Source organism: Klebsiella sp. AqSCr (assembly GCF_008452795.1).
Taxonomy (GTDB): Bacteria; Pseudomonadota; Gammaproteobacteria; order Enterobacterales; family Enterobacteriaceae; genus Klebsiella; species Klebsiella pneumoniae.
On sequence record NZ_MJDM01000001.1, the window covers coordinates 279,894 to 306,131 of the forward strand.

Genomic DNA, 26,238 nt, shown 5'->3' on the forward strand with positions numbered 1-26,238 from the left:
AATAACCGCCGTTGATGGTATAACGGTTTGATGCGTATGCTTGCCCGATTTTTGACCCTGCTTCTTTTCCTGACCTCACTCAGCGCCTCCGCCAGCCTGCTTAGCCAGCACGGCAAGGCTGTGCGCTATATGCAAACCACCGAAGACGCGGTCATCTGGGCGCAGGTGGGAAACCATGTGGTCAGCGTCGGCAATGTTCGTGCCGGGCAGATCCTCGCAGTCGTCCCGACGGCGGCTGACTACTATGAGTTTCGTTTCGGCTTTGGCACCGGGTTTATTGATAAAGGGCATCTCGAGCCGGTGCAGGGCAAGCAGCGGGTGGAGGACCGTCTGGGGGATCTTAATAAACCGCTGAGTAACCAAAATTTACTCACCTGGAAAGATACACCGCTCTATGACGCTCCCTCGGTAAGCAGCGCGCCGTTCGGCACGCTGGCCAACAATCTGCGCTATCCGATCCTCAGCAAGCTGAAGGACCGGCTCAATCAGACCTGGTTTCAGATCCGCATTGGCGACCGGCTGGCGTGGGTCAGTAGTCTGGACGCGCAGGAGGATCACGGTATTCCCGTGCTGACCTATCACCATATTCTGCGCGATGAAGAGAACACCCGTTTTCGTCATACGTCGACCACCACCTCGGTTCGCGCCTTCACGAATCAGATGACCTGGCTGCGCGATCAGGGCTATACCACGCTGACCCTGTATCAGCTGGAAGGCTATGTGCGTAATAAAATCAATCTCCCGGCGCGGGCGGTGGCGATCACTTTCGATGATGGCTTGAAATCGGTGAACCGCTACGCCTATCCGGTGCTGAAACAGTACGGTTTCCATGCCACCGCGTTTATTATCTCCTCGCGTATTAAGCGCCATCCGCAGAAGTGGGATCCGAAATCCCTGCAGTTTATGAGCATTTCCGAGCTACGCCAGATCCAGGACGTCTTTGATATTCAGTCGCATACTCACTTCTTGCATCGGGTTGACGCCGGCCGGCGGCCGATTTTATTCAGTCGCAATTACCATAATATTCTGTTTGATTTCGCCCGCTCGCGCCGGGCGCTGAGCCAGTTTAATCCGCACGTTCTCTACCTTTCCTATCCCTTCGGCGGCTATAACGCTACGGCGGTGCAGGCGGCGAATGACGCCGGGTTTCATATGGCGGTAACGACGGTGCGTGGGAAGGTGAAGCCGGGGGACAATCCGTTTCTGTTAAAGCGGTTATATATCTTACGCACGGATTCGCTGGAGACGATGTCGCGGCTGATCAGTAACCAGCCGCAGGGGTAATACCGACGCTGCGCCTGAGCGCAGCGTCGCGGCCATCAGGCGACCTGTACCGGAATAGCTTTTGCCTGGCGCTTCATTTCGTTGTCGCCTTCGAAGTAGGCGATGTTAGGCTGCCAGCTGCGCGCCTCTTCGTCCGACATGGTAACGAAGCTGGCGATGATCAAAATATCGCCGACGCTGGCGCAGTGCGCGGCGGCGCCGTTAACGGAGATGATCCGGGAGCCCCGCTCGGCGGCAATGGCGTAGGTGGAGAAACGGTTGCCGTTGGTGACGTTCCAGAGGTGAATAGTTTCATTCTCCAGAATACCGGCCGCATCCAGGAAGTCCTGGTCAATGGCGCAAGAACCTTCATAGTGCAGGTCCGCCTGCGTGACTTTTACGCGGTGGAGCTTGCCCTGCAGCATATTACGCATCATAACTTCTACCCTTCAACCTTAATGTAGCAGAGCGGACACGGCGCCCGCCCTGAGAAAAGCCCGGGCAGTATTGCCCGATTTTTACCCGCTGTCTACTGAGCGAGCGTGACGATCCGGTTGTCGATCAGGCGGGCCTGCCCCAGCCAGGCGGCCATCAGGATCACCGCGCGCTGGCTGGCATCGGTCAGCTCAAGCAGGGTGTCGGCATCGCGGATCTGAATGTCGTCGGCGCGGAAGCCTTTCTCATTCAGCTCTTGTTCAGCGATAGCGATGATCTCATCGAGCTGCCGATCGCCGGCGGCCAGCTTTTCCGCCACCGCGCTCAGCACTTTATACAGACCAGGCGCGATTTTGCGCTGGTCGGCGGTCAGGTAGCCGTTACGCGAACTCAGCGCCAGGCCATCTTTCGCGCGGACGATCGGCACGCCGATGATCTCAATGTCGTAGCCCATGTCGGCGACCATCTTGCGGATCAGCGCCAACTGCTGGAAGTCTTTCTCGCCGAAGCAGGCGACGTCTGGTTGAACAAGGTTGAACAGCTTACTGACGATGGTCGACACGCCGCGGAAATGGCCCGGGCGGCTGGCGCCTTCGAGCATGGTGGATAATCCCGGAACGTCGACGTAGGTCTGGCCTTCAGTACCCTGGGGGTACACTTCCGCCGGCGTCGGCGCGAAGACAAAGTCGACATGACGTTTGTTCAGCTTTTCGCAATCATCCTGTAAGGTGCGCGGGTAGCGCGCCAGGTCGTCGACGCGGTCAAACTGCATCGGATTGACGAAAATACTGACCACCACCACGTCCGCACTGGCTTTGGCTTCATCAACCAGCTTCATATGACCATCATGCAGGTTGCCCATTGTCGGGACCAACGCGATACGCTTACCTTCCTGACGCAGACGGCGGATATGCTGCCGCAGCAGCAGTACGGATTCAATAATCAGCACAACAAGACTCCTTAATGGAAACTGTGTTCTTCGCCCGGATAGACTCCGGATTCGACTTCGGCAATATACTGCCGCACCGCGGCGCGGATGTCGCCCGCTTCGGCAAGGAAATTCTTGGCAAATTTAGGAATGTGGCCGCCGGTAATGCCGAAAGCGTCATGCATCACGAGGATTTGCCCGTCGGTGACGTTGCCCGCGCCGATGCCGATCACTGGAATGGTCAGAGCGTCGGTGATGCGCTTCGCCAGTTCAACCGGCACGCACTCCAGGACCAACAGCTGCGCACCCGCCGCCTCCAGCGCTAACGCGTCTTCAAACAGGGTCTGCGCCGCATCGCCGCGACCCTGCACTTTATACCCACCGAATACGTTCACCGACTGCGGCGTCAGGCCAAGATGGCCGCAAACCGGCACCGCGCGCTCCGCCAGCATCCTCACGGTGTCGGCCAGCCAGGCGCCGCCCTCGAGTTTGACCATATTGGCGCCAGCGCGCATCACGATGGCGGCATTTGCAAAGGTCTGCTCGGGGGTGGCATAGGCCATGAACGGCAGGTCGGCAAGCAGCAGGCTGTTTGGCGCGCCGCGGCGGACGGCGCGGGTGTGATAGGCGATATCTTCCACGGTAACCGGCAGGGTGGAGTCGTGACCCTGCACCGTCATTCCCAGCGAGTCGCCTACCAGCAGCACATTAATGCCTTCATCGGCGAACAGCTTCGCGAAGCTGTGATCGTAGGCGGTAATGGTGGCAAAGCGCTTCTTTTCCTGTTTGCATTTCTGCAGCAGGGCAATGGTGGTCGGTTTCATAACATTTCCTGATGATGAAAGTCATATTAACCGGCATTCTAACAGCAGCATTCAGAGGGGCAATGATTTTGGGCAACCGATTACGACGATCGCCGCAAATGCTAAAAAAGGAAGAGGGGATTACCAGCTGGCGGGCTTTTCCGCGCCGAGATTATCCAGCACGGCGCGCAGCGCCGGGCCGTCAGGAAAGTGAAGGTCCGGGGCGATCTCGAACAGCGGCCAGAGCATAAAGCCGCGGTTTTTCATATCGTAGTGCGGAACGGTCAGGCGCTCGCTGTTAATGACAGCATCGCCAAACAGCATGATATCGAGGTCCAGCGTGCGCGGCCCCCAGCGTTCGGCTTTGCGCACTCGCCCCTGCTGCAGTTCGATGCGCTGAGTATGATCGAGCAGCGTCTCGGGGGGCAGGGCGGTTTCCAGCGCAACGGCGGCGTTGAGATAGTCCGGCTGATCCTGCGGGCCCAGCGGCGGCGTGCGGTAGAACGAAGAGACGGCGACCACGCGGCTGTGCGGAATTTCGCCCAGGGCGCGGATAGCCGCCTGCACCTGCTCCAGTGGAGAAGCAAGGTTGCTGCCAAGAGCGATATAGACCAGAGTCATGCGTTACCCTGGCGCGGCGCGCGCTTGCGCGGACGACGGTGACGACGGCGCGGCGCAGGATCGTCCCCGAGGTCGTTGAGCATATCTTTTTGCGCCGGCGGCGCGGCGACCTGGAATTCGCCCCACCATTTGGTCAGGCGCTGCAGTTCGTGGTTGTTCTCGGCGCCGGCGCGTAGCTCCAGCAGGTCATAGGCGGCGCGGAATTTCGGATGCTCCATCAGCTTCCAGGCGCGTTTGCCCTGACGACGGGACATGCGCAGCTGCAGCTGCCAGATATCACGAATAAGGGTGGTGATGCGCTTAGGGATCGCCAGCGTACGGCAGGCTTCGTCCAGCACATCGTTCATCGCCAGGGCGAAGGCGTCGTAGTACGCCAGGCCGCTCTCCTGAGCGATTTTTTGCGCCGTCTCCAGCAGCGGATACCAGAACATCACCGCGAAGAGGAAGGCCGGATTGACGCGCATATCGTTATGAATGCGGGTATCGGTATTCTTCAGCACCTGGCTGATGATCCGCTCCATCGGACTGTCGCCGCGCTCGGTAAAGTAGCGGGTGATGGTCGGGAACAGCGGCTGGAACAGGCTGTATTCCCGCAGCAGCATGTAGGTCTGGTAGCCATACCCGGCCTGCAGCAGCTTGAGCACTTCTTCGAACAGACGCGCCGGCGGCACATCGTGGAGCAGGGCGGCCAGGCGCGGCAGCGGTTCAGCCGTTTCCGGGCTGATGGTCATATTGAGCTTGGCGGCAAAGCGCACCGCGCGCAGCATGCGCACTGGATCCTCGCGATAGCGAGTTTCCGGATTGCCGATCAGGCGGATCACGCCGTCCTGCAGATCCTTCATGCCGCCGACGTAGTCGCGAACGGTAAAGTCCGCCACGCTGTAATAGAGGCTGTTGATAGTGAAGTCGCGACGCTGGGCATCCTCCTCGATCGAGCCGAAGATGTTATCGCGCAGCAGCATGCCGTTCTGGCCCCGCTGGGAAGTGACGCGATCGGTGGTATGCCCTTCGTGATGGCCACGGAAGGTGGCGACCTCAATGATTTCCGGCCCGAACATCACATGCGCCAGGCGGAAACGTCGCCCAACCAGACGGCAGTTGCGGAACAGCTTGCGTACCTGATCCGGCGTGGCGTTGGTGGTAACGTCAAAATCTTTAGGCTTTTTGCCAAGCAGCAGGTCGCGGACGCCGCCGCCGACCAGCCAGGATTCGTAGCCCGCCTTGTTGAGGCGGTACATGACCTTGAGGGCGTTTTCACTGATATCTTTGCGGGAAATAGCATGCTGCTCACGCGGGATCACCGTCATAGGCGTTGGTTCGACGGCGGCTTCTGCCTCGCGCTCCTCACGGCTTAGCACCTTACGGCAAAAATTAGCGACTCGGGTAAAAATGGTGCACCTCGTAGTGTCAGACGGACTTCAGATCAACTGTACAGTGTAAAAATAGCGGCTAATCATAGCTCAGCGGGAGCCATTTGAGAATGCTCGATTTTCGCCGGCTGCCAGTTGGCGACGGCCTGGACGAGTAAATCATCGATGCTCAGGGCCTGCCACTCCTCGGGGATCGCCTGATTCAGAAAGCGGAGCGCCCGGACGATTTCGGGGCGCGGATCGCCTTCCGGCAGCGCCGGCGCGTGGTTTTGTTTAGAGAGTTTATTGCCGTCGCCATTGAGAGCCAGCGGCAGATGGAGGTAATCCGGCGCCTGCCAGCCAAAATGCTGATACAGCGAAATCTGCCGCACCGTCGGCTCAATCAGGTCTGCGCCGCGGACAATCTCGGTGATCCCCTGAAAGTGGTCGTCGACCACCACCGCCAGGTTGTAGGCGAACAGCCCGTCGCGACGGTGGATAATAAAATCCTCACGCGCCAGCGGCTCATTGGCGATGAGCGTGCCGCGCAGACGGTCGCTAAACTGCAGCACCGGACGGGTTTGGCGCAGGCGCAGCGCGGCGTTTTCCGCCCCCAGCCCGAGATCGCGGCAGTGGCCGTCGTAGATCCCGCCCACGGCGTGGATCCGCGCGCGGGTGCAAGTGCAGTAATAGCTCAGCCCTTGCTCGCCCAGCCACGTCAGCGCCTCGCGGTAGGCTTCGTGCCGTTGCGACTGCCACAGCACGTCGCCATCCCAGTGCAGACCGTAGTGGTCAAGCTGGCGCAGGATGGTATCGGCGGCACCGGGGACTTCGCGCGGCGGGTCGATATCTTCAATACGAACACGCCAGATGCCCTGGTTCGCGCGGGCTTGCAGGTAGCTGCCGAGCGCGGCGATCAGAGAGCCGAAGTGGAGTTCGCCGGAGGGGGAGGGGGCGAAGCGCCCTATATAGCGTGAGTCAGTCATGGTACGGACAACAGAACCAGGCGGGAGAGACTCCCGCCAGAGAGTGAGGCAGCAGGGGATTAGCCCGCCATCTGTTTTTCGCGAATTTCCGCCAGGGTTTTGCAGTCAATGCACAGATCCGCTGTCGGACGCGCTTCCAGACGGCGAATGCCGATCTCCACGCCGCAGGATTCGCAGTAGCCGAAGTCTTCGTCTTCAACTTTTTTCAGCGTTTTCTCGATCTTTTTGATCAGTTTACGTTCGCGGTCGCGGTTACGCAGTTCCAGGCTGAACTCTTCTTCCTGGGCGGCACGGTCTACCGGGTCCGGGAAGTTAGCTGCTTCATCCTGCATGTGCGATACGGTGCGATCCACTTCATCCCTGAGTTGATTACGCCATGCTTCAAGAATACGCTTGAAGTGCGCCAGCTGGGCTTCGTTCATATACTCTTCGCCCGGTTTCTCTTGGTACGGCTCCACCCCAGCGATGGCGAGAATACTCAGGGACGATGTTTTACGGTTTTGCCCTTCTTGCATGTTGCTTCTCCTTAACACGCACTATCGATCCCCATGTGGGGGAAAATCAGGCCGCTATAAATAGCAGATGCTTTTCCGGATAGCAATTATCTAAACGTTACACTTGACAACCCTGTGAAGAAAAGCGTATTCGCGCTTGCGACCCGAACACTATTTAGCCACTTATTTACCGGGGTTTAACACCACGGCGATCGGCTTATTCAGAGTCATCCTCGTCGTAGAAAGTTCCGCTTTCCAGGCGAGAATTTCCACCCCCTTGTCCTGGGCTTCTGTTAACAGCTGTGCGTATCTGGCATCAATATGATGCGCGGGAGAAAAACGGTCAATTGCCGAATGCAGGACGGCAAATAAAATCACCGCGCGGTCGCCATTTGCCGCGACGGCCATCAGTTCCCGCAGATGCTTCTGACCGCGCGTGGTCACCGCATCGGGAAAATAACCGTATTCTTTCTCCGCCAACGTAACCGATTTCACTTCAATATAGCAGTTTTGTCGGTCATCTGCCTGTAACATAATATCGATACGGCTATTCTCTTCGCCATATTTCACTTCGCTTTTCAGCTGGTTATAGCCTGAAAGTTCAGAAATTATTCCGGCGGAAATCGCCTCTTTCGCCAAAGAATTCGCGCGCAGCGTATTGACGCAAATAACTGCGCCCTGCTGGATTTCAGTTAATTCCCAGGTGTGGGCATATTTGCGCTTCGCATTGTCTGAGGTGGAATACCAGACGGTGTCGCCCGGGGCGGCGCAGCCGGTCATCGCCCCGGTATTCGGGCAGTGGAGCGTCAGCTCGCGGCCATCGGGGGTGACCACGTCAGCAAGAAATCGTTTGTAACGTTTAAGCAAAATGGCGGGCTGCAACGGCGGATCAAACTGCATCAACTTTCCTTATCAAACGGATAACGTTCCAGCGCCGTGTAGCGCGTGCGCCCGCGGCTAAAGCTGGACTCATAGAGCACGAACTCGTTCACCGGAAATGTCCAGCGAAAGCCGGGGGCCGGGATCGGCACCGCCTGGCGAGCATCGCGCCACAGGGTAATATGCGGGTGAAACGGCTGCGGGCTCTGATAGCAGCCGCTGCGCGCCGCCTGAGCGCGCAACATGCTGGCGAGCTGCAGCAGGCCGCGCGGCGGCTGGCGGGTTCCGAGCCACACCACTCGCGAACGTAGCCACTGTCCGGCATCGTCCAGCGTCAGGGTAAAGCCCGGCTGGCGCAGGCGACCAGCGAGAGCGGCCAGCGCCCGCTGTTTTTCCGCGCTCACCTCGCCGAGAAACGCCAGCGTCAGATGAAGATTATCCGCCGCGACGGGCCTGCCGGCATCTTCGGGGAAGTGCGTTGCCCGCCACTGGACAATCTGCTTCTGGACGGCAGACGGCAGTTCAAGAGCAAAAAACAGCCTTTTCGGCTCAGACATGATAGAGACTCGGTAATGAATTAGGGGGATGCTACAATGCGAACCCCTGAATGTTAACCCCCGGAGCCTTTTGTGTCCTCATTGCCGGTTGCCGCTGTCCTTCCAGAACTGTTATCCGCCCTGCAGCATGCGCCGCAGGTTTTGCTCAACGCGCCGACCGGCGCCGGGAAGTCGACCTGGCTGCCGCTGCAGATCCTCGCCGAGGGCAACATCGCGGGACGCATTATCCTGCTCGAGCCGAGGCGCCTGGCGGCGCGTAATGTCGCGCAGCGGCTGGCTGAACTGCTTGGCGAAAAGCCGGGGGAGACCGTGGGTTTCCGCATGCGCGCCGAAACCTGCGTCGGACCGCAGACCCGCCTGGAGGTGGTTACGGAGGGGATCCTGACGCGCATGATCCAGCGCGATCCGGAGCTGACGGGCGTGGGGCTGGTGATCCTCGATGAGTTTCACGAGCGCAGCCTGCAGGCGGATCTGGCCCTGGCCCTGCTGCTCGACGTCCAGCAGGGGTTACGTGACGATCTCAAGCTGCTGATCATGTCGGCGACCCTCGATAACGATCGCCTGCAGCGTCTGCTGCCGGAGGCGCCGGTGGTGGTCTCGGAGGGGCGCGCTTATCCGGTGGAGCGTCGCTTCAGCCCGCTCTCCGCGCACCAGCGTTTTGATGAGGCGGTGGCGGTAGCGGCGGCGGAGCTCCTGCGGCATGAACAGGGATCGATGCTGCTGTTTCTGCCCGGCGTCGGCGAGATCCAGCGCGTTCTGGAACAGCTGACGGAGCGCGTGGCGGAGGATGTCATTCTCTGCCCGCTGTATGGCGCGTTGCCCTTAAGCGAACAGCGCAAAGCGATCCTCCCGGCGCCGGCCGGGAAGCGCAAAGTGGTGCTGGCCACCAATATTGCCGAGACCAGTTTGACCATCGAGGGGATCCGCCTGGTGGTCGACAGCGCCCAGGAGCGGGTCGCCCGCTTTGACCCGCGCACCGGCCTGACCCGGCTGGTGACGCAGCGCATCAGCCAGGCATCGATGACGCAGCGTGCCGGACGCGCCGGTCGTCTCTCCCCGGGGATCTGCCTGCATTTGCTCGGCAAAGAACAGGCGGAACGGGCGGCGGCGCAGAGCGAGCCGGAGATCCTGCACAGCGATCTGTCGGCGCTGTTGCTGGAGCTGCTACAGTGGGGCTGCCACGATCCGGCCGCGCTGGCCTGGCTGGATCAGCCGCCCGCGGTCAATCTGGCCGCCGCGCGTCGCCTGCTGGAGGCGCTGTCGGCGCTGGACGGCGAGCGGCTGTCGGCGTTTGGCCGCAAAATGGCAGCGCTTGGCAACGAGCCGCGGCTGGCGGCGATGCTGGCCGCCGCGCAGACCGATGACGAGGCGGCGACAGCGGCAAAGCTGGCGGCGATCCTCGAGGAGCCGCCGCGCGGCGGACTGGTGGATTTGGGGGCCGTCTTTTCCCGTCAGCAGGCCAACTGGCAGCAGCGAGCGCAGCAGCTGATGAAACGCCTGGCCCGCCGCGGCGGCCAGCCCGATGCCGGGCTAATGGCGGGGCTGCTGGCGTCGGCCTTCGCCGATCGCATCGCCCGCCGCCGCGGTCAGGAGGGGCGCTACCAGCTGGCGAACGGCATGGGCGCGATGCTGGACGCCGACGACGCGCTGGGCCGTCATGAATGGCTTATCGCTCCGCTGCTGCTGCAGGGTAGCGCTTCGCCGGATGCCCGCATGCTGTTGGCTCTGCCAGTGGAAATCGGCGAGCTGATCGCCGCCCGCCCTGAACTGGCGAAAAGTTCCGACACGGTGGAGTGGGATGAAGCGCAGGGGACGCTAAAAGCCTGGCGGCGGACGGTGATCGGCCAGTTGGTGATCAAGACCCAGCCGCTGGCGAAGCCCTCTGAGGCAGAGCTGCATCAGGCGATGCTCAACGGTATTCGTGAGAAAGGCCTCGGGGTGCTCAACTGGACGCCAGAGGCTGAGCAGCTGCGCCTGCGGCTGCACTGTGCGGCGCAGTGGCTGCCGGAAGAGGCATGGCCCGCAGTGGATGACGCTTCGCTGCTGGCCTCGCTGGAGGCATGGCTGCTGCCGCAGATGAACGGCGTTCATTCCCTGCGGGCGCTGAAGGCGCTGGATCTGCGTCAGGCGCTACAGGACTGGCTGCCATGGCCGCTGCGCCAGAAGCTGGATCGCGAGCTGCCGACGCACTATACCGTGCCGACCGGCAGCCGCCTGGCGATCCGATACCATGCGGAGAACCCGCCAGCGCTGGCGGTGCGTATGCAGGAGATGTTCGGCGAGGCCACGACGCCGGTGATCGCCGAGGGGCGGGTGCCGCTGGTGCTGGAGCTGCTGTCGCCTGCCCAGCGTCCGCTGCAGATCACCCGCGATCTGAGCGCCTTCTGGCAAGGGAGCTACCGCGAGGTGCAGAAAGAGATGAAGGGACGCTATCCGAAGCACGTCTGGCCGGACGATCCGGCCAACGCCGCCCCGACCCGCCGCAGCAAAAAATACTCGTAGCCGCCGCTGCCGGGCGGCATCCTGCCCGGCCAGTCGGTTCGCAAACGCTAGACCATCTGCTGCCAGAGAAAAATACCCCCGCCGGCCAGCGCCAGCCAGGGGCCGAAGGCCAGCGGCTGCTGCAGCGACTGCCGGGTCCACAGGCGTTGCAGCAGGGTCCACACCAGCCCGCTGGCCGAAGCGAGCAACAGCACCTGCGGCAGAACCTGCCAGCCGCACCAGGCGCCCAGCGCCGCCAGCAGCTTAAAATCGCCATAGCCCAGCGCCTCTTTCCCGGTCAGCAGGCGGAACAGCCAGTAGACCGACCACAGCGCCAGATAACCGGCCATCGCCCCGGCGACCGCATCCGGCAGGGCAATGTACACCTCGTTAAGATTGAACAGCAGCCCGGCCCACAGCAGGGGCAGAGTCAGGCGATCGGGCAGCAGCTGGGTCCGGGCGTCAATCCGCGCCAGTATCAGCAGGAACGAGAGCAGCACCAGGCCGCCCGCCAGCGGCAGGCCCGGCGCCAGCAAAGCTCCGGCGAGGATAAACAGCAGGCCGGTGGCCAGCTCGGTCAGCGGATAGCTCCACGCGATGGGCGCCTGACAGCAGCGGGCGCGACGGCCCAGCCAGAGGAAACTGAGCAGCGGGATATTGTCCCGCCAGGCGATCGGCTGGCGGCACTGCGGGCAGGAAGAGCCCGGGGTGCTGAGGGTTATCCGCTCGTCGTCCGCGGTCTGGGTCAACATGCGCGGCAGACGATAGATCACCACATTGTAAAAGCTGCCCAGCGCCAGGCCGAACAGCAGTAGAAAGCCATACCAGACAAAGGGAAAGTGCAGCGATAACGCGGCTAGTGTCGTCATTTTTGCTCCTGTGGTAACCATTTTCCCTGCAGCTGCCACGGCGTCGGGCCCGGGGCGTTATTCGCTGTCGGGCGCGTGACCAGCAGCGCCAGCAGCGGCGGCATCCCCTGCCGGGGCTGTAGCGTGCCGCGAAACAGATAGCGGCCATCGGGCGACAGAGTCCCCTGGCCGCTGAGGCTCAGCTGATGAGAGTCCTGACGGAGAGTCAGCGCCACGGCGCCGTCCACCGTACAGCGGAAGGTGCCATTAACCTGGGCCAGCTCCAGGCTGCCGACCGGGGAGTGCAGTCGGGCCTGCCGCCACTGCGCGCCTCCGGCGATGATTTGCCGGCAGCGTCCGTCGCTGAACCGCCCTTCGGTCAGGCTGAAGGTGACCTCCCCCGCGGCCTTGACGGGCATAGTCGACATCAACCAGCGGCTGAGCATGCTGGCGGGGGCGGTGAGCCGCCCCTCCTGTAGGCGCAGATCGCGAAGGCCCCACAGCCGGGCCTGACCCATCACGCCGCGGGGATCGCTGAGAGAGACCTGCCAGCCCGCCAGGGTCAGCGACCACGCCAGTCGTTCAAGCCGTTCCCCATGCCAGTAGACCGGTTGCGCCGCGCCGCGCCAGACGCTGCCGCTAAACTGCCCCACCTGTACGCCGGGCGGCAGCATGGGGGCCAGCAGGCGCGCCGGAGCCGTGGCGGTGAGCCACAACAGATAGAGGACCAGCAGCAGTCCGCCCGCGATCCAGTTAGCCTTCATCGTCGCGCTCCAGCAGCAGATGGTTGACCGTGACCCAGCCGGGTCGCGACGGCTGCCCGGTCACGGACAGCGAGATCGCGTTGACGCCGCGCATCGCCGGAGCGTCCAGCCAGTCGATCAGCGCCTGGAAAGCGCAGGGCTGAAGGGTGATCTGCAGACGTTTTCCCTGCGGCTGCAGGCGGATGACCGTCAGTCCGTGGCTCGCCGCCTCGCGCATCACCAGCGCGGTGAGCGCCTCTTTTGCCGCCGGCGCGGGCTGCTGGCTGAGCTGCTGCAGGCGCGGAGCCTGCTCCGTCATCCAGCGCAGGCTGGCCTGCTCTTTCACCAGGGTTTGCCGCCACTGCGCCTCGCGGGCTCGCCAGGGCTGCCACAGCCCATACCAGAAGGCGCATGCCGCCAGCAGCCCTGTCAGACCAAGCAACAGGCGCTGCTCCGACGGCGTGCGCTGCCGCCACCAGATAAGCAGATTAGCCATCGTTTTCCTCCAGCGTCAGTTGTCCCTCAATGCCATCCGGTTTCGTGATCATGTCGCCCGGCCGGACGCGAAACCGCGGCTGCGCCCGCTGGGTAAACTGCTCCAGCGCCCGGGAAGAGACCGCGGCGATATCCAGCTGCAGACGATTGCCCGCGGCATCCCAGCTCAGCGCTCGCAGACGGATCCCCGGCGTTTCGCTGAGGATGTTTTGCAAGGCGCTGAGGCGGTCGACGAGGGGGGCATGCTGCGCCTGACGGGTGAGGGTTTGCAGGTGCTGCTGCATCTGCAGTCGCGGGTTAATCACCTTTTTCTCCGTCGGAAACCAGCGGTGATAGAAGGCCCGGCTGGCCTGTTGCGCCGCCTCGGCCTGACGCGCCAGATCGCGATGGTCCAGCACGCTGTTTGCCCCTGCCAGTAACGCCAGAGCCAGCGCGGCATACCGCGCCGGACGCCAGCTCGCCTGCGCAGACCGCCGCCGGACGGCGAACTCCCCCTGCAGCAGACTGAGTTTCTGCGCTGCCGGATGGCGTGCGGCAAGGGTCAGCAATGTCTGCGCAGGCTGCTCCCGCCAGACGCCCGGCGCCGCGGGCGGCGGCGAATAGCTGTCGATGACGTGCTCTTCCGCCTCGCTCTGCAGCAGCTCCGTCAGCCAGACGTTTTCCGCTGCCATGCCGCCCCACGGCTGGTGGCGGATCAGCCACTGCTCGTCCACCTGCACCGCGCCCCACGCCGGCAGTTGCCAGGGCAGGGCCAGCACGTCGGGCGTCAACGCCAGGGGCTGTAAGGAGAGCGATTCGCAGCGCGCCAGCCAGTCGCGCATTTTTTGCCGCTGTACGGCGACGATCTCGCACTGGGCCTGCTGGCGGTGGAGCAGGGCAAAATGGGTGGCTTCCACATCGTCGGCCAGCTGCTCTTCCAGCAGAAACGGGGCCACCTGCAGCGGCGGTTTACGCAGGCCCGCCGGTAGGGTGAGCGAGTGAAACGCGCAGTCGCTGGCCGGGATCAGCACCCAGGCCGGGTATTGCTCAGCCAGCGCCGGGAAAGGGCTGGCGTCGTCAGTCGGCCACCGGCCGCTGGCCTCGTGGTGCGGCTCGCCGGGGGCGAAGAGTTGCCAGTGCAGCGGCGCCTGCGCAGCGGCGAGGCGCACGATCAGCATGGCCTGGGGAGAAGCATTAATCTTGTTCATCGACCACCATAGAGAGTCCATATCGCCGCTGGACGACGGTAAACGTGCGCCCCGATTGTTGCAGGACGCTGTGCAGCTGAAAGCGGAGATTGCCAGTCACCACGGTAAAAGCGGCGATAAAGCGTGCGCTGTGCACCGTCAGCCAGGGACGGGCAAGCGTGGTATCGGTTTTCTGCAGCGTCGGCTGCGCGAGAAAGGCGGCGACGCTGCTCCACCCGGTTCGCGGGCGGTTGTGCAGCAGCTGTTGCGCCTCCTGCAGCGTCAGATCGCCGGGAAAGAGGGCCACCAGCAGGGCGGCCTGGGAGGGGCGCAGGGTGTTGACATTGACCTGCAGCGCGTCATCCGGCTGGACGCAGACGAAGGGGAGCAGGCGCTGATAGAGCGCGGCGTCCATCCCGGCCAGCAGGCGCAACTCGCTGACATCCTGCATCGGCTGGTTGGCGGCGAGATAGCCCGGGGTTTGCGCCATATAGACCTCGTCCTCCGCCCCGTTCAGCCGCGGCTGGCCGTCGCTGTCCGTCCAGTCGCCAAGGGCGGCGGCGATCTGGCTGGCGCGCAGCGGCGGCTCGCCGAGCAGCGCCAGCAGCCGAACGAAGACGTCGGTCGGGTAGGGCATTCCGTCGCCAGCCTCATCCGCGCGATGGTCAATAGCATTGAGGTTGAAGCAGGCGTGCCCGTCGCGGATCGTGGCGCGGATTTCGCCATCGTCGAGGGTAAAACGGCGCCCCTCCTGCGCCCAGGTTTGCGCCAGATTCGTTTGACTGGGCGAGTCCAGCGCATCGCGTTGCAGCAGCGCGGCGGCCATATTTTCCGCCGCCAGGGCGTACCATCTGGCCTGCAAATTATCGAGGGTCACGGCGGTATGCTGATACATGACCGCGGTGCGCTCGGTCATGGCGCTGGCGAGGATCATCATCAGGGCGAGGATGAACAGCACCATCAGGAGCGCGACGCCGCGTTGCCGATTTTTCACTGGCCGCCTCCCGGGGTAAGTAAAAACAGGCGGGTTATCTCCCCGCTGTTCGCCAGCGTCAGGGTGATCTCCAGCCCCTGCGGCAGCCTCTGCGAGCGGTCCCAGGTCTCCTGCCAGCGCCCGTCGGCGTAAAACCGCAGGCGAAACGCGGTTACCTCGCGCAGCAGCACCCGGACCGTCGGCTGGCTGCCGGTCAGCGGATCCTGCTGATCGAAGCTCAGACGCTCAAGCTGCTGCTGGCGCAGACGGTAGCTGACGTTCTGGATCTCCGAGCGCGGGAGGATCCCCAGCGGGTTTGGCCAGCCGCTGCGGCTGAAGGCCAGTCCCCAGTCGTCGCTCTGCAACTGGAAACGTCCGGCGAAGAAAAACGTGTCGCTGTTTCTGGCGCGACGGGGAATGATGTGGGTGACATCGTCGGCTATCTGGCGAAAGGCGCGCTGGAGGGCCGCGATCTGCTGGCTTTTCTCGCGGGTCAGGCCATCGGCGCGGATGACGTTCTGCAGCACCATCACGGCGGCGGCGCTGAGGACGGCGAGGATAGCCAGCGCCAGCAGCGTTTCGATCAGAGTGAAACCGCGCATTTTCGTTATCATGGCGGCGTCACCCAGGTGCGCAGGGTGGCCAGCGGCGCGGGATCGCTTTTTTGCCGCCGGACCTCCACGTCCAGCGCCCGCAGCTGCGGCAGCGCGGTTTCCACTCCCTGCCAGCGGACAAACCAGCGCGTCCCGGCGGCCTCCACGGTGGTTTCAGACCAGCTGAGGGCAGGCCAGCGTTTCTCCAGCCGCAGCTGCACCAGCTGGTTATCCGCCAGCCAGCTGGCGAGGATTTTCTCTTCCATACGCCCGAGCTGGCGCGTTTGCTGCAGGGTGGACTGCATCACCGCCAGGCCGGCGAGGGCGAAAATCACCAGCGCGACCATCACTTCGATAAGCGTCATTCCGGCTTCACGCTTCATGGCTGCTCCCGCGCCGCCAGCGGCTGGCTGTCGCCCTGGGCGTCGACGTTGATGCCCGTCGCGGCGTCAATCCGCAGCTGAAACGGCGTGACTTCACCGCCGGGAAAAATAAGCACGTCGGGCTGCTCGCCCGGCGTCCACGCCTGGCCGTCGGGAAAGCGCAGCGTCAGCCTGGCCCGCGGGAGGGTTTCCGCCGTGGTGACGCGTCCGGCCTGCAGCGGCAGCCACTGCGCGTTGCCCCACCGGTCGTCAGCCGCCGCCGGGGCGCTATCGTCGGCAGGCTGCAGGCGCATAAACTGCCAGCGCTCAGGGTGGATGATAATGCCGAAGAGCTGACCGGTTTGCTGCCCGCGCTCGCGGACAAAATCCAGTTGCGCCTGAAAGCGCGCCAGGATCTGTGTGGCCTCCTGGGGGCGGGCGGAGGGAAACGCCAGCAGCACCATGCTGGCGCTGACGCCGATCAGCAGCAGGACCAGCATCATCTCCAGGAGGGTGAAACCGCGCTGAGACACTATTTCTTCCCGAGGGTCCAGTTGCCGATATCGTCATTGGTGTCGGGCATCCCGTCCGGGCCGACGCTGAAGACGTCGATGGCGCCATGCTGACCCGGGCTTAACAGCTGATACTCATTTCCCCACGGGTCCTGCGGCAGACGGCGGATATAGCCGCCTTCCGGGTAGTTGCGGGCATGCGGCTCGGCGGCCGGAGCGGTCACCAGAGCCTGCAGTCCCTGCTCGGTGTTGGGGTAGCGGCTGTTGTCGAGTTTATACATGTCCAGCGCTCCCTCGAGCGCCACCAGATCGCTGACGACTTTCTGGCGGTCCGCTTTCTCCTTGTTGCCCATCAGGTTAGGCACCACCAGGCTGGCGAGAATGCCGAGAATGACGATCACCACCATAATTTCCAGTAACGTGAAACCGCGTTGCCGTTGCATAGTTTTCTCCATTAATACAGTTACATACTCATAAGGGTGTTCAGTTGCAGGATCGGCTGCAGGATGGCCAGCACGATAAACAGCACCATGCCGGCCATGGTGACCACCAGCAGAGGCTCAAACAGGCTGAGGGCCATCTGGATCTGCGCGCTCAGCTCCCGGTCCTGGTTCTCCGCCGCGCGCTCCAGCATGGCGGTCAGTTCGCCGCTCTGTTCGCCGCTGGCGATCATGTAGCGCATCATCGGCGGAAACAGGGCGGTGGATTCCAGCGCCCGATGCAGACTGACGCCTTCGCGTACCGATTCGCTGGCCGCCGCCAGCTGGCTGCGCGCCCAGGCGTTGCTGAGGACGTCGGCGCTGATGCGCATCGACAGCAGCAGCGGCACCGCGCTGGCATTGAGAATGCTTAAGGTGCGGGCGTAGCGCGCGCTGTTGACGCTGCGGGCCACGCGGCCGATGACCGGCAGGCGCAGCAGCGCCCGGTCCCAGGCGAGCCGCCGGGCGGGCTGGCGCAGCAGATAGCGCAGCGCCAGCAGCGCCAGTAACGACAGCAGCGCCAGCCAGGGGCCCGCGCTGCGCACGATGTCGCTCAGGCTCATTAGCAGCCGGGTAGAGAAGGGCAGGGCCTGTTTAAGATGGACAAACTGCTCAACGACTTTCGGCACCACGGTGGAGAGCAGAATGGCGATCACGCTGATAGCGACCAGCGTCAGTACGATGGGGTAGATCATCGCCTGCAGCAGGCGGGCGCGGAGCTGCTGGCGCTGCTCGGTATAGTCAGCAAGCCGGTTCAGTACGCCGTCGAGATGGCCGGAGGTTTCGCCGGCCGCCACCATGGCGCAGAACAGCCCGTCGAAGCAGGCGGGATAGCCGCGCATCGCCTCCGCCAGCGAGTGGCCTTCGAGCACTTTGCTGCGCACCCCGGCCATTAACGTTCTTAGCGACGGCTTTTCGCACTGCTGGGCGACGGCATCGAGCGCCTTTTCCAGCGGGATCCCGGCGGCAACCAGAGTCGCCAGCTGGCGGGTGAGCAGGGCTAAATCACCGGCGCTGGTACGCCGGGTAAGGGATCCGCCGGCCCACAGTCGCCGCGCCGGGTCGGCAGTTGTCACTTCCAGCGCCAGCCAGCCCTTGTCCCGCAGCAGCTGGCGGGCGTGGCGGGCGGAGTCGGCCTGCTGAAGGCCGCGGCGGGTTTTGCCCTGCGCGTCCAGCGCCTGATAGCGAAACAGGGCCATCTTAGACGCTTTCCGTCGTTTGCTGTTCGGTGACCCGCATCACCTCCTCCCAGCTGGTGATCCCCGCCAGCGCTTTGTCGCGTCCGGCATGACGCAGGGTTTGCCAGGCTGGCCCCAGCTGCTGGATCAGGGTGATCTCGTTTTCGCCGCGGTGGATGGCGGCGCGCACGCGATCGTCGATTAGCAGCAGTTCATGGATCCCGGTACGCCCGCGATAGCCGATGAAATTACACTCCGGACAGCCTTTGGGCTGCCACAGCCGCGCGCCGACCGGGACCGCCATCTGCCGGGCGGTGTTGGCATCCGCCTGCCAGGGCTGACGGCAGTGTGGGCACAGTTGGCGCACCAGCCGCTGCGACATCACCGCCAGCAGCGAGGTGGAGAGTAAAAAAGGTTCCACGCCCATATCCTGTAGACGGGAAATGGCGCCCAGCGCGCTGTTGGTGTGCAGGGTCGACAGCACCAGGTGCCCGGTCAGCGAGGCCTGAACGGCGATCTGGGCGGTTTCGCCATCGCGGATTTCGCCCACCAGCACTACGTCCGGATCCTGGCGCAGGATGGCGCGCAGGCCGCGGGCGAAGGTCATCTCGACTTTGGCGTTGACCTGGGTCTGGCCTATGCCCTCCAGCTCATACTCCACCGGATCTTCAATGGTCATGATGTTGCGCTCCCGGGCGTCGAGGCGGCTGAGGGCGGCGTAGAGCGTCGTGCTTTTCCCGGAGCCGGTCGGACCGGTGACCAGGATGATGCCGTGCGGGCGGGCGATCAGCGCATCGACCCGATCGAGCAGGGCGGGCGGCATGCCCAGCGTCAGCAGATCCAGGTTGACGCTGTTTTTGTCCAGCAGACGCAGGACGACGCGTTCGCCGTGGCTGGAGGGCAGGGTGGAGACGCGCACGTCGATTGCTCGCCCGCCGATGCGCAGCGCCATGCGGCCATCCTGAGGGACCCGCTTTTCGGCAATGTCCAGGCTGGCCATCACCTTGATGCGCGAAATTAACAGGGCGGCCAGCCGCCGCTGCGGGCGCAGAATTTCGCGCAGCACGCCGTCGACGCGAAAGCGGATCTGCAGATGGCGCTCGTAGGTTTCGATATGAATATCCGAGGCTTTCTCTTTGATGGCCTCGGTGAGCATGGCGTTGATCAGGCGGATGATCGGCGCGTCGTCCTCGCTGTCGAGCAGATCGTCGGTGTCCGGCAGCTCTTCGGCGAGGGTATAGAGGTCGAGCTCGTTGCCGATGTCGGCCATCATGCGGTGCGCCTCCGCCGAATCACGCTGATAGCTGAGCACCAGCACTTTCTCGAACGCGTCCGGCGCCAGACGGCTGACGCGCATCGGGCCGTCCGCCAGGCGGCGCGCTTCCAGCAGCGCCCGGGCGGCGGTATCGGGGCGGCACAGCGCTTCGCAGCATTCGCCGTCGCTGAGCAGCACAAGATGGTGCGCGCGGGCCCAGGCGAAGGGCAACAGCGGACGGCGTTCGGCGGCTGGCGTCATGGGCGGCCTCCGAGATTGAAGGCGTCAATGGCGGCGCTGACCTGGCGGAAGGCCTGGGTCTCCTGCTGCGGATAGATGTGCAGCAGGTCGTTGCTGAGCGACGCTTCGCTGCTTTCTTTACCCCGCTGTTTAGTTTGCGCATTGTTGAAGGCGGTGTACTGGCCGGAAGAAGCCTGGCGGTACTCATCGCGATCGCGAATGATGGTCGGGCGGATAAACAGCATCAGGTTGCGTTTCGACACTTTCTTGCTGTCGGAGCGGAACAGGGCGCCGATCACCGGGATATCCCCGAGCAGCGGCACTTTGTCAGCGGTATCGGTGACGGTTTTATCCAGCAGCCCGCCAACCACCACCGTTTCGCCGCTGCCGACCAGCACGGCGTTATTCACCGTCCGGGTATTGAAGGTCGCCCCGAGATCGCTGCTGGTGCTGGAGGCCGAGTCGGCAACGCTCGATACCTCCTGCTCTATCTCCAGCAGCACCGCATCGCCTTCGTTAATCTGCGGCTTCACCTTCAGTTTAATGCCGACGGTTTTGCGCTCGACGGTATTGAAGATGTTGTCGCCTGAGGTGGTTTGCGAGCCGGTTAATACCGGAACTTCCTGGCCGACGTTAAAGGTGGCTTGCATGTTATCGAGGGTGACGATGCTGGGGGTGGCCAGAATATCGTTCTTGGTACTGCTGGAGAGGGCGGTGAGCAGCATCGCCCAGTTCCCCTGATAGAAGCCGGCGGCGATACCGTTAAACGAGCCGAGGGCGCTGGCCAGCGAGCTGCTGATGGTACCGTCTTTGTTGTACTGGTTGGCGCCGGCGATAGCCGTCGATATCGGCAAACCGCTGTTGGTGAACTGCGTCATGCCGGCGTTTTTGTTTGCCCACTGGATACCGAGATTAAGGCCATCGGCATCCTGCACTTCGGCAATAATCGCCTCCACCAGCACCTGCGGGCGGCGGATATCGAGCTGGGCGATCACCCGCTCAAGATCGTTCATCACGTCCGGCGCCGCGGTGACGATCAGGGCGTTGGTCTGGCCGTGGGCTTTGATAATAATATTTTTGTCGATCGCGGCCACTGGCCTGGCGCTTTGCTTGTCGCTCTGCAGCGAGCTGCTGATCCCGGTCAGAACCTCCACCAGATCGGCGGCTTTGGCGTACTTCAGGTAGATCACTTTGGTGTTACCCTGTACCGCCTGCTGGCGGTCGAGCTGTTTGATCATGGCGATGATGCGCTGGCGCGAGTTTGGTTCGCCGCTCACCAGTACCGCGTTGGTGCGCTCATCGGCCACCACGTTCGCCACCATCGAGCCCGGCAGCGCCGACTTGCTGGTATCTTTATTAAGCTCGGTAACCAGTTTGACTACTTCCGCGGCGGAGGCCCAGGAAAGGGGCACGGTCACCACGCTGCGATCCCCGGCGTTGTCGACGCGCTCGACAATGGTCAGCAGGCGTTTGATAACCGCCGCGCGGCCGGTCATCAGCAGTACGTTGGAGGGCTCATAATGGACCACGCTGCCGGCGCCAGCGTTATCGTTCAGCTGGCGGAGCAGCGGGGCGAGATCGCGGGCGGCGACGTTGGTCAGGGGCACCACCCGGGTGACCACTTCATCGCCTTCGCCCGGCGCGGCCGCGCTGGCGACCGGCACGGCCGAGGTCTTGGCGTCTTTGGCGCGGACCACTTTTAGCACGCCGTTATTCATATTGATCACGGCGAAGCCATATACATCCAGCACGCTGAGGAAGAATTGATAATATTGTTCTTCATTGAGCATATCGTAACTGCGCACGGTGATAGTACCGCGTACGCTGGGATCGATAATCACCGTTTTATTCAGGTTTTTGCTGACGGTATTGATAAATTCCTGGATATCGGTGCCTTTAAAACTGGCGGAAAATTCCTCCGCGGCGGCCGGAGAAAATAGCAGCGGGGTTAATATCAGCAGCGTAGGCAGCATTTTTCGCAGGCGTTTCATGGTTGGCAATTATTCATCCCCCAGCGCGAAAGCAATATCGTGTCGTTGGCCTTCCCGCTCAACGGTTAGCGTTATTTCGGTCATGTCGGCCAGATTTTGCAGCGCCTGTTGCGCTTGCTCCTGGTCGCGTAAATCGATGCCGTTTAAGGCAATCGCCAAATCATTTGCCTGCAGGCCGGACTGGCGAAACAGCGAGGCGTCTTTGCCTGGGTTCAGCCGATAACCCAGCAGTTTGTCGCCGCTGAGTACCGGCGAAATAGATAAATAAGTGAGGATATTTTGCGGCTGTTCGCGGAGTCGCTTCACGAGGGGCGGGTTGCCCGCGGCGGTGGGCGGCGGCGACGGCGCGCGACTGTCGTTAAATAATAAAATGGCCTCTTTGCGCCCCTGATAGTTGACGATGATCCGGTCAGGCAGAATGGCGGCGATCCGCGCATCATACCCTGGGAGAGGATCGCCCGTGCTAAGGCTAACCTGCTGATTTCCCTTTTCGATAATAGCGATGGAGCGCGCCGGGTTGCTGCTGGCGAGTAGCCCGGCCAGGCGTAGCTTCAGGCTGGAAACCGGCACCTGATTGAGACTGGCAGCATCCGTTGGCGTGGGGCTAATTTTCACCGCCAGGCCAAACAGGGTAAATGCGGGCCGCACATTTTTTAATTCCGGATCTGCCGGCGGAGGCATGGTTAACGGTAGGGCGGAAATATCCTCAGGACTCACAGGGAATACCACGCGCCAGGTTAATTTCGCCAGCTGTGGGATAGCGGTTATTAATATGATGAGCGTCACAATTTGTGGTAATAATTTAATTATCCCTTTATTTATATTTGTTAACCTCATCACAGAAACTGGCATTTTAATTCCTTTGCTAATTTATTTTTCTGCACGTTGGCGTAATACCCTACCGAAACAGGTAGGTGATTATTGGCTTTTGAATTATTTATTGCCGGAGAGTGGCGATAAGCGTGGCGAATCATAATCAGTTTGCGGTTTCGGGTCGTCATTCCCTTTATTGATTTACTCCCCCGGCTTCCTACGCCCCCCGCTCATTTGTGGGGGATGATTGCGCCTGGGAAAGCAAAAATATCTAATTAGCGCGCTGTAAAGATATTCATCCTTTCTTACCTTTTATAATTTAATAAGCATATTAGGGACTATCGAATGCTCAGATATACCTGTCATGCCCTATTTCTTGGATCGTTAGTATTATTGAGTGGCTGTGATAACAGCTCTTCCTCTTCTACCTCTGGCTCACCGGGTTCACCAGGCAATCCTGGCAACCCAGGCACTCCCGGCACGCCCGACCCGCAGGATGTCGTCGTCCGCTTACCGGACGTTGCCGTCCCAGGCGAAGCGGTGCAGGCTTCCGCCAGGCAAGCTGTCATTCATCTCGTCGATATCGCCGGCATCACCAGCAGCACGCCGGCCGACTATGCGACGAAAAACCTCTATTTATGGAACAACGAAACCTGTGACGCGCTGAGCGCGCCGGTGGCGGACTGGAATGATGTCAGCACCACCCCGACCGGCAGCGACAAATATGGCCCTTATTGGGTGATCCCGCTGACTAAAGAGAGCGGATGCATCAACGTTATCGTCCGCGATGGCACCAATAAGCTTATCGACAGCGACCTGCGCGTCTCTTTCAGTGATTTCACCGATCGGACGGTATCGGTCATCGCCGGCAACAGCGCGGTCTATGACTCCCGCGCCGACGCCTTCCGCGCCGCCTTTGGCGTGGCGCTGGCCGATGCGCACTGGGTCGATAAGACTACTCTGCTGTGGCCGGGTGGGGAAAATAAACCCATTGTGCGCCTCTATTACAGCCACAGCAGTAAGGTGGCCGCCGACAGTAACGGCGAATTTAGCGATAAATATGTCAAGCTGACCCCCACCACCGTCAGCCAGCAGGTAAGCATGCGCTTCCCGCATCTCGCCAGCTATCCAGCCTTTAAACTGCCGGATGATGTTAACGTCGATGAATTGCTGCAGGGCGAGACGGTGGCGATAGCCGCGGAAAGCGATGGGATCCTGAGCTCAGCCACCCAGGTGCAGACCGCCGGCGTGCTGGACGATACCTATGCCGCCGCCGCCGAGGCGCTGAGCTATGGCGCCCAGCTAACCGATAGCGGCGTGACCTTCCGCGTCTGGGCGCCCACGGCGCAGCAGGTCGAGCTGGTGATCTATAGCGCGGACAAGAAAGTGATAGCCAGTCACCCGATGACCCGCGATAGCGCCTCCGGCGCCTGGTCCTGGCAGGGGGGAAGCGACCTGAAGGGCGCCTTCTACCGCTACGCGATGACGGTCTACCACCCGCAGTCGCGTAAAGTCGAGCAGTACGAAGTGACCGATCCCTACGCCCACAGTTTGTCGACCAACTCGGAGTACAGCCAGGTGGTCGATCTCAACGACAGCGCGCTGAAGCCGGAAGGCTGGGACGGGCTGACGATGCCGCACGCGCAGAAAACCAAAGCCGATCTGGCGAAAATGACGATTCACGAATCGCATATTCGCGATCTCTCCGCCTGGGATCAAACCGTGCCTGCGGAGCTGCGCGGTAAGTATCTGGCGCTCACCGCCCAGGAAAGCAATATGGTCCAGCATCTGAAACAGCTGTCGGCCTCGGGCGTGACCCATATTGAGCTGCTGCCGGTCTTCGATCTGGCGACGGTCAATGAGTTCAGCGACAAGGTCGCCGATATTCAGCAGCCGTTCAGCCGCCTGTGCGAGGTCAATAGCGCGGTGAAGAGCAGCGAGTTCGCGGGCTATTGCGACAGCGGTTCGACGGTCGAAGAGGTGCTGACCCAGCTGAAGCAGAACGACAGCAAGGATAACCCGCAGGTGCAGGCGTTGAATACGCTGGTGGCGCAGACCGACTCCTATAACTGGGGCTACGATCCGTTCCACTACACGGTACCGGAAGGATCCTACGCCACCGATCCGGAAGGCACGGCGCGTATTAAAGAGTTCCGCACCATGATTCAGGCGATCAAGCAGGATCTGGGAATGAACGTCATTATGGACGTGGTGTACAACCACACCAACGCCGCCGGCCCGACCGATCGCACCTCGGTACTGGATAAGATCGTCCCCTGGTACTACCAGCGTCTGAACGAAACCACCGGCAGCGTGGAATCGGCTACCTGTTGCTCCGACTCGGCGCCAGAGCACCGGATGTTCGCCAAGCTTATCGCCGATTCACTGGCGGTATGGACCACCGATTATAAGATCGATGGCTTCCGCTTCGACCTGATGGGCTACCACCCGAAAGCGCAGATCCTCTCGGCCTGGGAACGCATTAAAGCGCTGAACCCGGATATCTACTTCTTTGGCGAAGGCTGGGATTCCAACCAGAGCGATCGCTTTGAAATTGCCTCGCAAATCAATCTCAAAGGCACCGGGATCGGCACGTTCTCCGATCGTCTGCGCGACGCCGTGCGCGGCGGCGGGCCGTTCGACTCCGGTGACGCATTACGCCAGAACCAGGGCGTGGGCAGCGGGGCCGGCGTTCTGCCGAATGAGCTGACCACCCTGACCGACGATCAGGCGCGTCACCTCGCCGATCTGACCCGTCTCGGCATGGCCGGTAACCTTGCGGACTTTGTGCTGATCGACAAAGACGGCGCGGTGAAGAGAGGCAGCGAGATTGACTATAACGGCGCGCCAGGCGGCTATGCGGCTGATCCGACGGAAGTCGTGAACTATGTGTCAAAACACGATAACCAGACGCTGTGGGACATGATCAGCTATAAAGCCGCTCAGGAGGCGGATCTCGATACCCGCGTCCGGATGCAGGCGGTGTCGCTGGCGACGGTGATGCTCGGCCAGGGGATCGCCTTTGACCAGCAGGGCTCGGAGCTGCTGCGCTCTAAATCCTTTACCCGCGATTCGTATGATTCCGGCGACTGGTTTAACCGCGTGGACTACTCCCTGCAGGACAACAACTACAACGTCGGTATGCCGCGCAGCAGCGATGATGGCAGCAACTATGACATTATCGCCCGGGTGAAAGACGCGGTGGCTACTCCGGGTGAAACGGAGCTCAAGCAGATGACCGCGTTTTATCAGGAGCTGACCGCGCTGCGTAAATCGTCTCCGCTGTTTACCCTCGGCGACGGCGCGACGGTGATGAAGCGCGTGGACTTCCGCAATACTGGCGCCGATCAGCAGACGAGTCTGCTGGTGATGACCATCGATGACGGGATGCAGGCTGGCGCCAGTCTGGACAGCCGTGTCGACGGCATCGTGGTGGCGATCAACGCCGCGCCGGAAAGCCGGACGCTGCAGGACTTCGCCGGCACATCGCTCCAGCTGAGCGCTATTCAGCAGGCGGCGGGCGACCGGTCGCTGGCGAGCGGCGTGCAGGTTGCCGCTGACGGTTCGGTCACGCTGCCGGCCTGGTCGGTTGCCGTTCTCGAGTTGCCGCAGGGCGAGTCGCAGGGCGCTGGCCTGCCGGTGAGCAGTAAATAACATAACGTAGGGCGCCCGTAAGGGCGCCTCTGGCTGATGACAAACCTGTTTCGTTATTGTGCTCGCCTTTCTGTCGGGTGGCGGCTTTCGCCTTACCTGGCCTACGAAAGATTGCAATTTCAAACAGTTATGCAGTTATC

The 26,238-nt window shown here is 62.1% G+C and carries 26 protein-coding genes; 3 read left to right on the plus strand and 23 right to left on the minus strand.

The features are described from left to right. Positions 1-30 precede the first annotated feature (30 nt). Positions 31-1,284, plus strand: coding sequence for a polysaccharide deacetylase family protein (locus BHE81_RS01300; protein ID WP_011977665.1), 1,254 nt, complete (start codon positions 31-33; stop codon positions 1,282-1,284). A gap of 35 nt (positions 1,285-1,319) precedes the next feature. On the opposite strand, the gene panD is transcribed toward BHE81_RS01300, so the two are convergent. From panD to thpR, 9 genes are all read right to left on the minus strand, one after another. Next, positions 1,320-1,700 (minus strand): aspartate 1-decarboxylase, encoded by a 381-nt coding sequence (gene panD / locus BHE81_RS01305; protein ID WP_002888834.1) that lies wholly within the window; start codon positions 1,698-1,700, stop codon positions 1,320-1,322. Between the two features lie 92 nt (positions 1,701-1,792). Next, positions 1,793-2,647, minus strand: coding sequence for a pantoate--beta-alanine ligase (gene panC / locus BHE81_RS01310; protein ID WP_002888835.1), 855 nt, complete (start codon positions 2,645-2,647; stop codon positions 1,793-1,795). Between the two features lie 11 nt (positions 2,648-2,658). Continuing rightward, complete coding sequence (gene panB / locus BHE81_RS01315; RefSeq protein ID WP_002888841.1) at positions 2,659-3,450, minus strand: 3-methyl-2-oxobutanoate hydroxymethyltransferase; 792 nt, start codon at positions 3,448-3,450, stop codon at positions 2,659-2,661. 120 nt (positions 3,451-3,570) lie between these two features. Beyond that, on the minus strand, positions 3,571-4,050 hold the full coding sequence (folK, locus tag BHE81_RS01320) for a 2-amino-4-hydroxy-6-hydroxymethyldihydropteridine diphosphokinase (RefSeq protein ID WP_004151947.1): 480 nt from the start codon (positions 4,048-4,050) through the stop codon (positions 3,571-3,573). Next, positions 4,047-5,441, minus strand: coding sequence for a polynucleotide adenylyltransferase PcnB (gene pcnB, locus BHE81_RS01325; RefSeq protein WP_071784135.1), 1,395 nt, complete (start codon positions 5,439-5,441; stop codon positions 4,047-4,049). The genes folK and pcnB overlap by 4 nt, the downstream gene beginning before the upstream one ends. A gap of 62 nt (positions 5,442-5,503) precedes the next feature. Continuing rightward, positions 5,504-6,385: a tRNA glutamyl-Q(34) synthetase GluQRS gene (gluQRS, locus tag BHE81_RS01330; RefSeq protein ID WP_004177391.1), complete on the minus strand. Its 882-nt coding sequence runs from the start codon at positions 6,383-6,385 to the stop codon at positions 5,504-5,506. A 59-nt stretch (positions 6,386-6,444) separates the two neighbouring features. Further along, entirely contained in the window at positions 6,445-6,900 is a 456-nt protein-coding gene (gene dksA, locus BHE81_RS01335) for an RNA polymerase-binding protein DksA (protein WP_002888845.1), read from the minus strand. Between the two features lie 162 nt (positions 6,901-7,062). Then, a complete protein-coding gene (gene sfsA, locus BHE81_RS01340; protein ID WP_023342992.1) occupies positions 7,063-7,779 on the minus strand; it encodes a DNA/RNA nuclease SfsA in 717 nt (238 codons plus the stop codon). Beyond that, positions 7,779-8,315 carry an RNA 2',3'-cyclic phosphodiesterase gene (gene thpR, locus BHE81_RS01345; protein ID WP_004177389.1) on the minus strand — a complete coding sequence of 179 codons (537 nt, stop codon included), beginning with the start codon at positions 8,313-8,315 and terminating at the stop codon, positions 7,779-7,781. The genes sfsA and thpR overlap by 1 nt, the downstream gene beginning before the upstream one ends. A gap of 72 nt (positions 8,316-8,387) precedes the next feature. Between thpR and hrpB the strand changes: the two genes are divergently transcribed. Beyond that, positions 8,388-10,817 (plus strand): ATP-dependent helicase HrpB, encoded by a 2,430-nt coding sequence (gene hrpB, locus BHE81_RS01350; protein WP_023302300.1) that lies wholly within the window; start codon positions 8,388-8,390, stop codon positions 10,815-10,817. Positions 10,818-10,864: 47 nt separating this feature from the next. Here hrpB and BHE81_RS01355 read toward each other — a convergent pair whose 3' ends face one another. From BHE81_RS01355 to BHE81_RS27990, 14 genes are read right to left on the minus strand one after another with little or no spacing between them, the layout of a single operon-like run. Beyond that, positions 10,865-11,665, minus strand: a complete 801-nt coding sequence (locus tag BHE81_RS01355) for a prepilin peptidase (protein ID WP_004145898.1) — start codon at positions 11,663-11,665, stop codon at positions 10,865-10,867. After that, entirely contained in the window at positions 11,662-12,408 is a 747-nt protein-coding gene (locus tag BHE81_RS01360) for a type II secretion system protein N (protein WP_023316460.1), read from the minus strand. Before BHE81_RS01360 ends, BHE81_RS01355 begins: the two co-directional genes overlap by 4 nt. Then, entirely contained in the window at positions 12,398-12,883 is a 486-nt protein-coding gene (locus BHE81_RS01365) for a type II secretion system protein M (protein WP_004151943.1), read from the minus strand. The genes BHE81_RS01360 and BHE81_RS01365 overlap by 11 nt, the downstream gene beginning before the upstream one ends. Further along, a complete protein-coding gene (gspL, locus tag BHE81_RS01370) occupies positions 12,876-14,069 on the minus strand; it encodes a type II secretion system protein GspL (RefSeq protein WP_032428212.1) in 1,194 nt (397 codons plus the stop codon). The genes BHE81_RS01365 and gspL overlap by 8 nt, the downstream gene beginning before the upstream one ends. Further along, positions 14,056-15,042: a type II secretion system minor pseudopilin GspK gene (gene gspK / locus BHE81_RS01375; RefSeq protein WP_077254844.1), complete on the minus strand. Its 987-nt coding sequence runs from the start codon at positions 15,040-15,042 to the stop codon at positions 14,056-14,058. Before gspK ends, gspL begins: the two co-directional genes overlap by 14 nt. Then, entirely contained in the window at positions 15,039-15,635 is a 597-nt protein-coding gene (gene gspJ / locus BHE81_RS01380) for a type II secretion system minor pseudopilin GspJ (RefSeq protein ID WP_023342989.1), read from the minus strand. Before gspJ ends, gspK begins: the two co-directional genes overlap by 4 nt. Further along, positions 15,632-15,997: a type II secretion system minor pseudopilin GspI gene (gene gspI / locus BHE81_RS01385; protein WP_002889025.1), complete on the minus strand. Its 366-nt coding sequence runs from the start codon at positions 15,995-15,997 to the stop codon at positions 15,632-15,634. Before gspI ends, gspJ begins: the two co-directional genes overlap by 4 nt. Next, a complete protein-coding gene (gspH, locus tag BHE81_RS01390; protein ID WP_021313445.1) occupies positions 15,994-16,509 on the minus strand; it encodes a type II secretion system minor pseudopilin GspH in 516 nt (171 codons plus the stop codon). Before gspH ends, gspI begins: the two co-directional genes overlap by 4 nt. Next, positions 16,509-16,931, minus strand: coding sequence for a type II secretion system major pseudopilin GspG (gspG, locus tag BHE81_RS01395; RefSeq protein WP_002889054.1), 423 nt, complete (start codon positions 16,929-16,931; stop codon positions 16,509-16,511). Before gspG ends, gspH begins: the two co-directional genes overlap by 1 nt. Before the next feature lie 20 nt (positions 16,932-16,951). Beyond that, positions 16,952-18,166, minus strand: coding sequence for a type II secretion system inner membrane protein GspF (gene gspF, locus BHE81_RS01400; RefSeq protein WP_004177382.1), 1,215 nt, complete (start codon positions 18,164-18,166; stop codon positions 16,952-16,954). Position 18,167: 1 nt separating this feature from the next. After that, on the minus strand, positions 18,168-19,661 hold the full coding sequence (gspE, locus tag BHE81_RS01405) for a type II secretion system ATPase GspE (RefSeq protein WP_004151936.1): 1,494 nt from the start codon (positions 19,659-19,661) through the stop codon (positions 18,168-18,170). Further along, positions 19,658-21,631 carry a GspD family T2SS secretin variant PulD gene (gene pulD / locus BHE81_RS01410; protein WP_024622953.1) on the minus strand — a complete coding sequence of 658 codons (1,974 nt, stop codon included), beginning with the start codon at positions 21,629-21,631 and terminating at the stop codon, positions 19,658-19,660. Before pulD ends, gspE begins: the two co-directional genes overlap by 4 nt. A gap of 9 nt (positions 21,632-21,640) precedes the next feature. Beyond that, on the minus strand, positions 21,641-22,483 hold the full coding sequence (gene gspC, locus BHE81_RS01415) for a type II secretion system protein GspC (protein ID WP_012737418.1): 843 nt from the start codon (positions 22,481-22,483) through the stop codon (positions 21,641-21,643). Then, on the minus strand, positions 22,468-22,605 hold the full coding sequence (locus BHE81_RS27990) for a hypothetical protein (RefSeq protein ID WP_004219434.1): 138 nt from the start codon (positions 22,603-22,605) through the stop codon (positions 22,468-22,470). The genes gspC and BHE81_RS27990 overlap by 16 nt, the downstream gene beginning before the upstream one ends. Positions 22,606-22,789: 184 nt before the next feature. Here BHE81_RS27990 and pulA point away from each other — a divergent pair, with 184 nt between their 5' ends. After that, positions 22,790-26,098: a pullulanase-type alpha-1,6-glucosidase gene (gene pulA, locus BHE81_RS01420; RefSeq protein ID WP_023302296.1), complete on the plus strand. Its 3,309-nt coding sequence runs from the start codon at positions 22,790-22,792 to the stop codon at positions 26,096-26,098. The last annotated feature ends 140 nt before the right edge of the window (positions 26,099-26,238 follow it).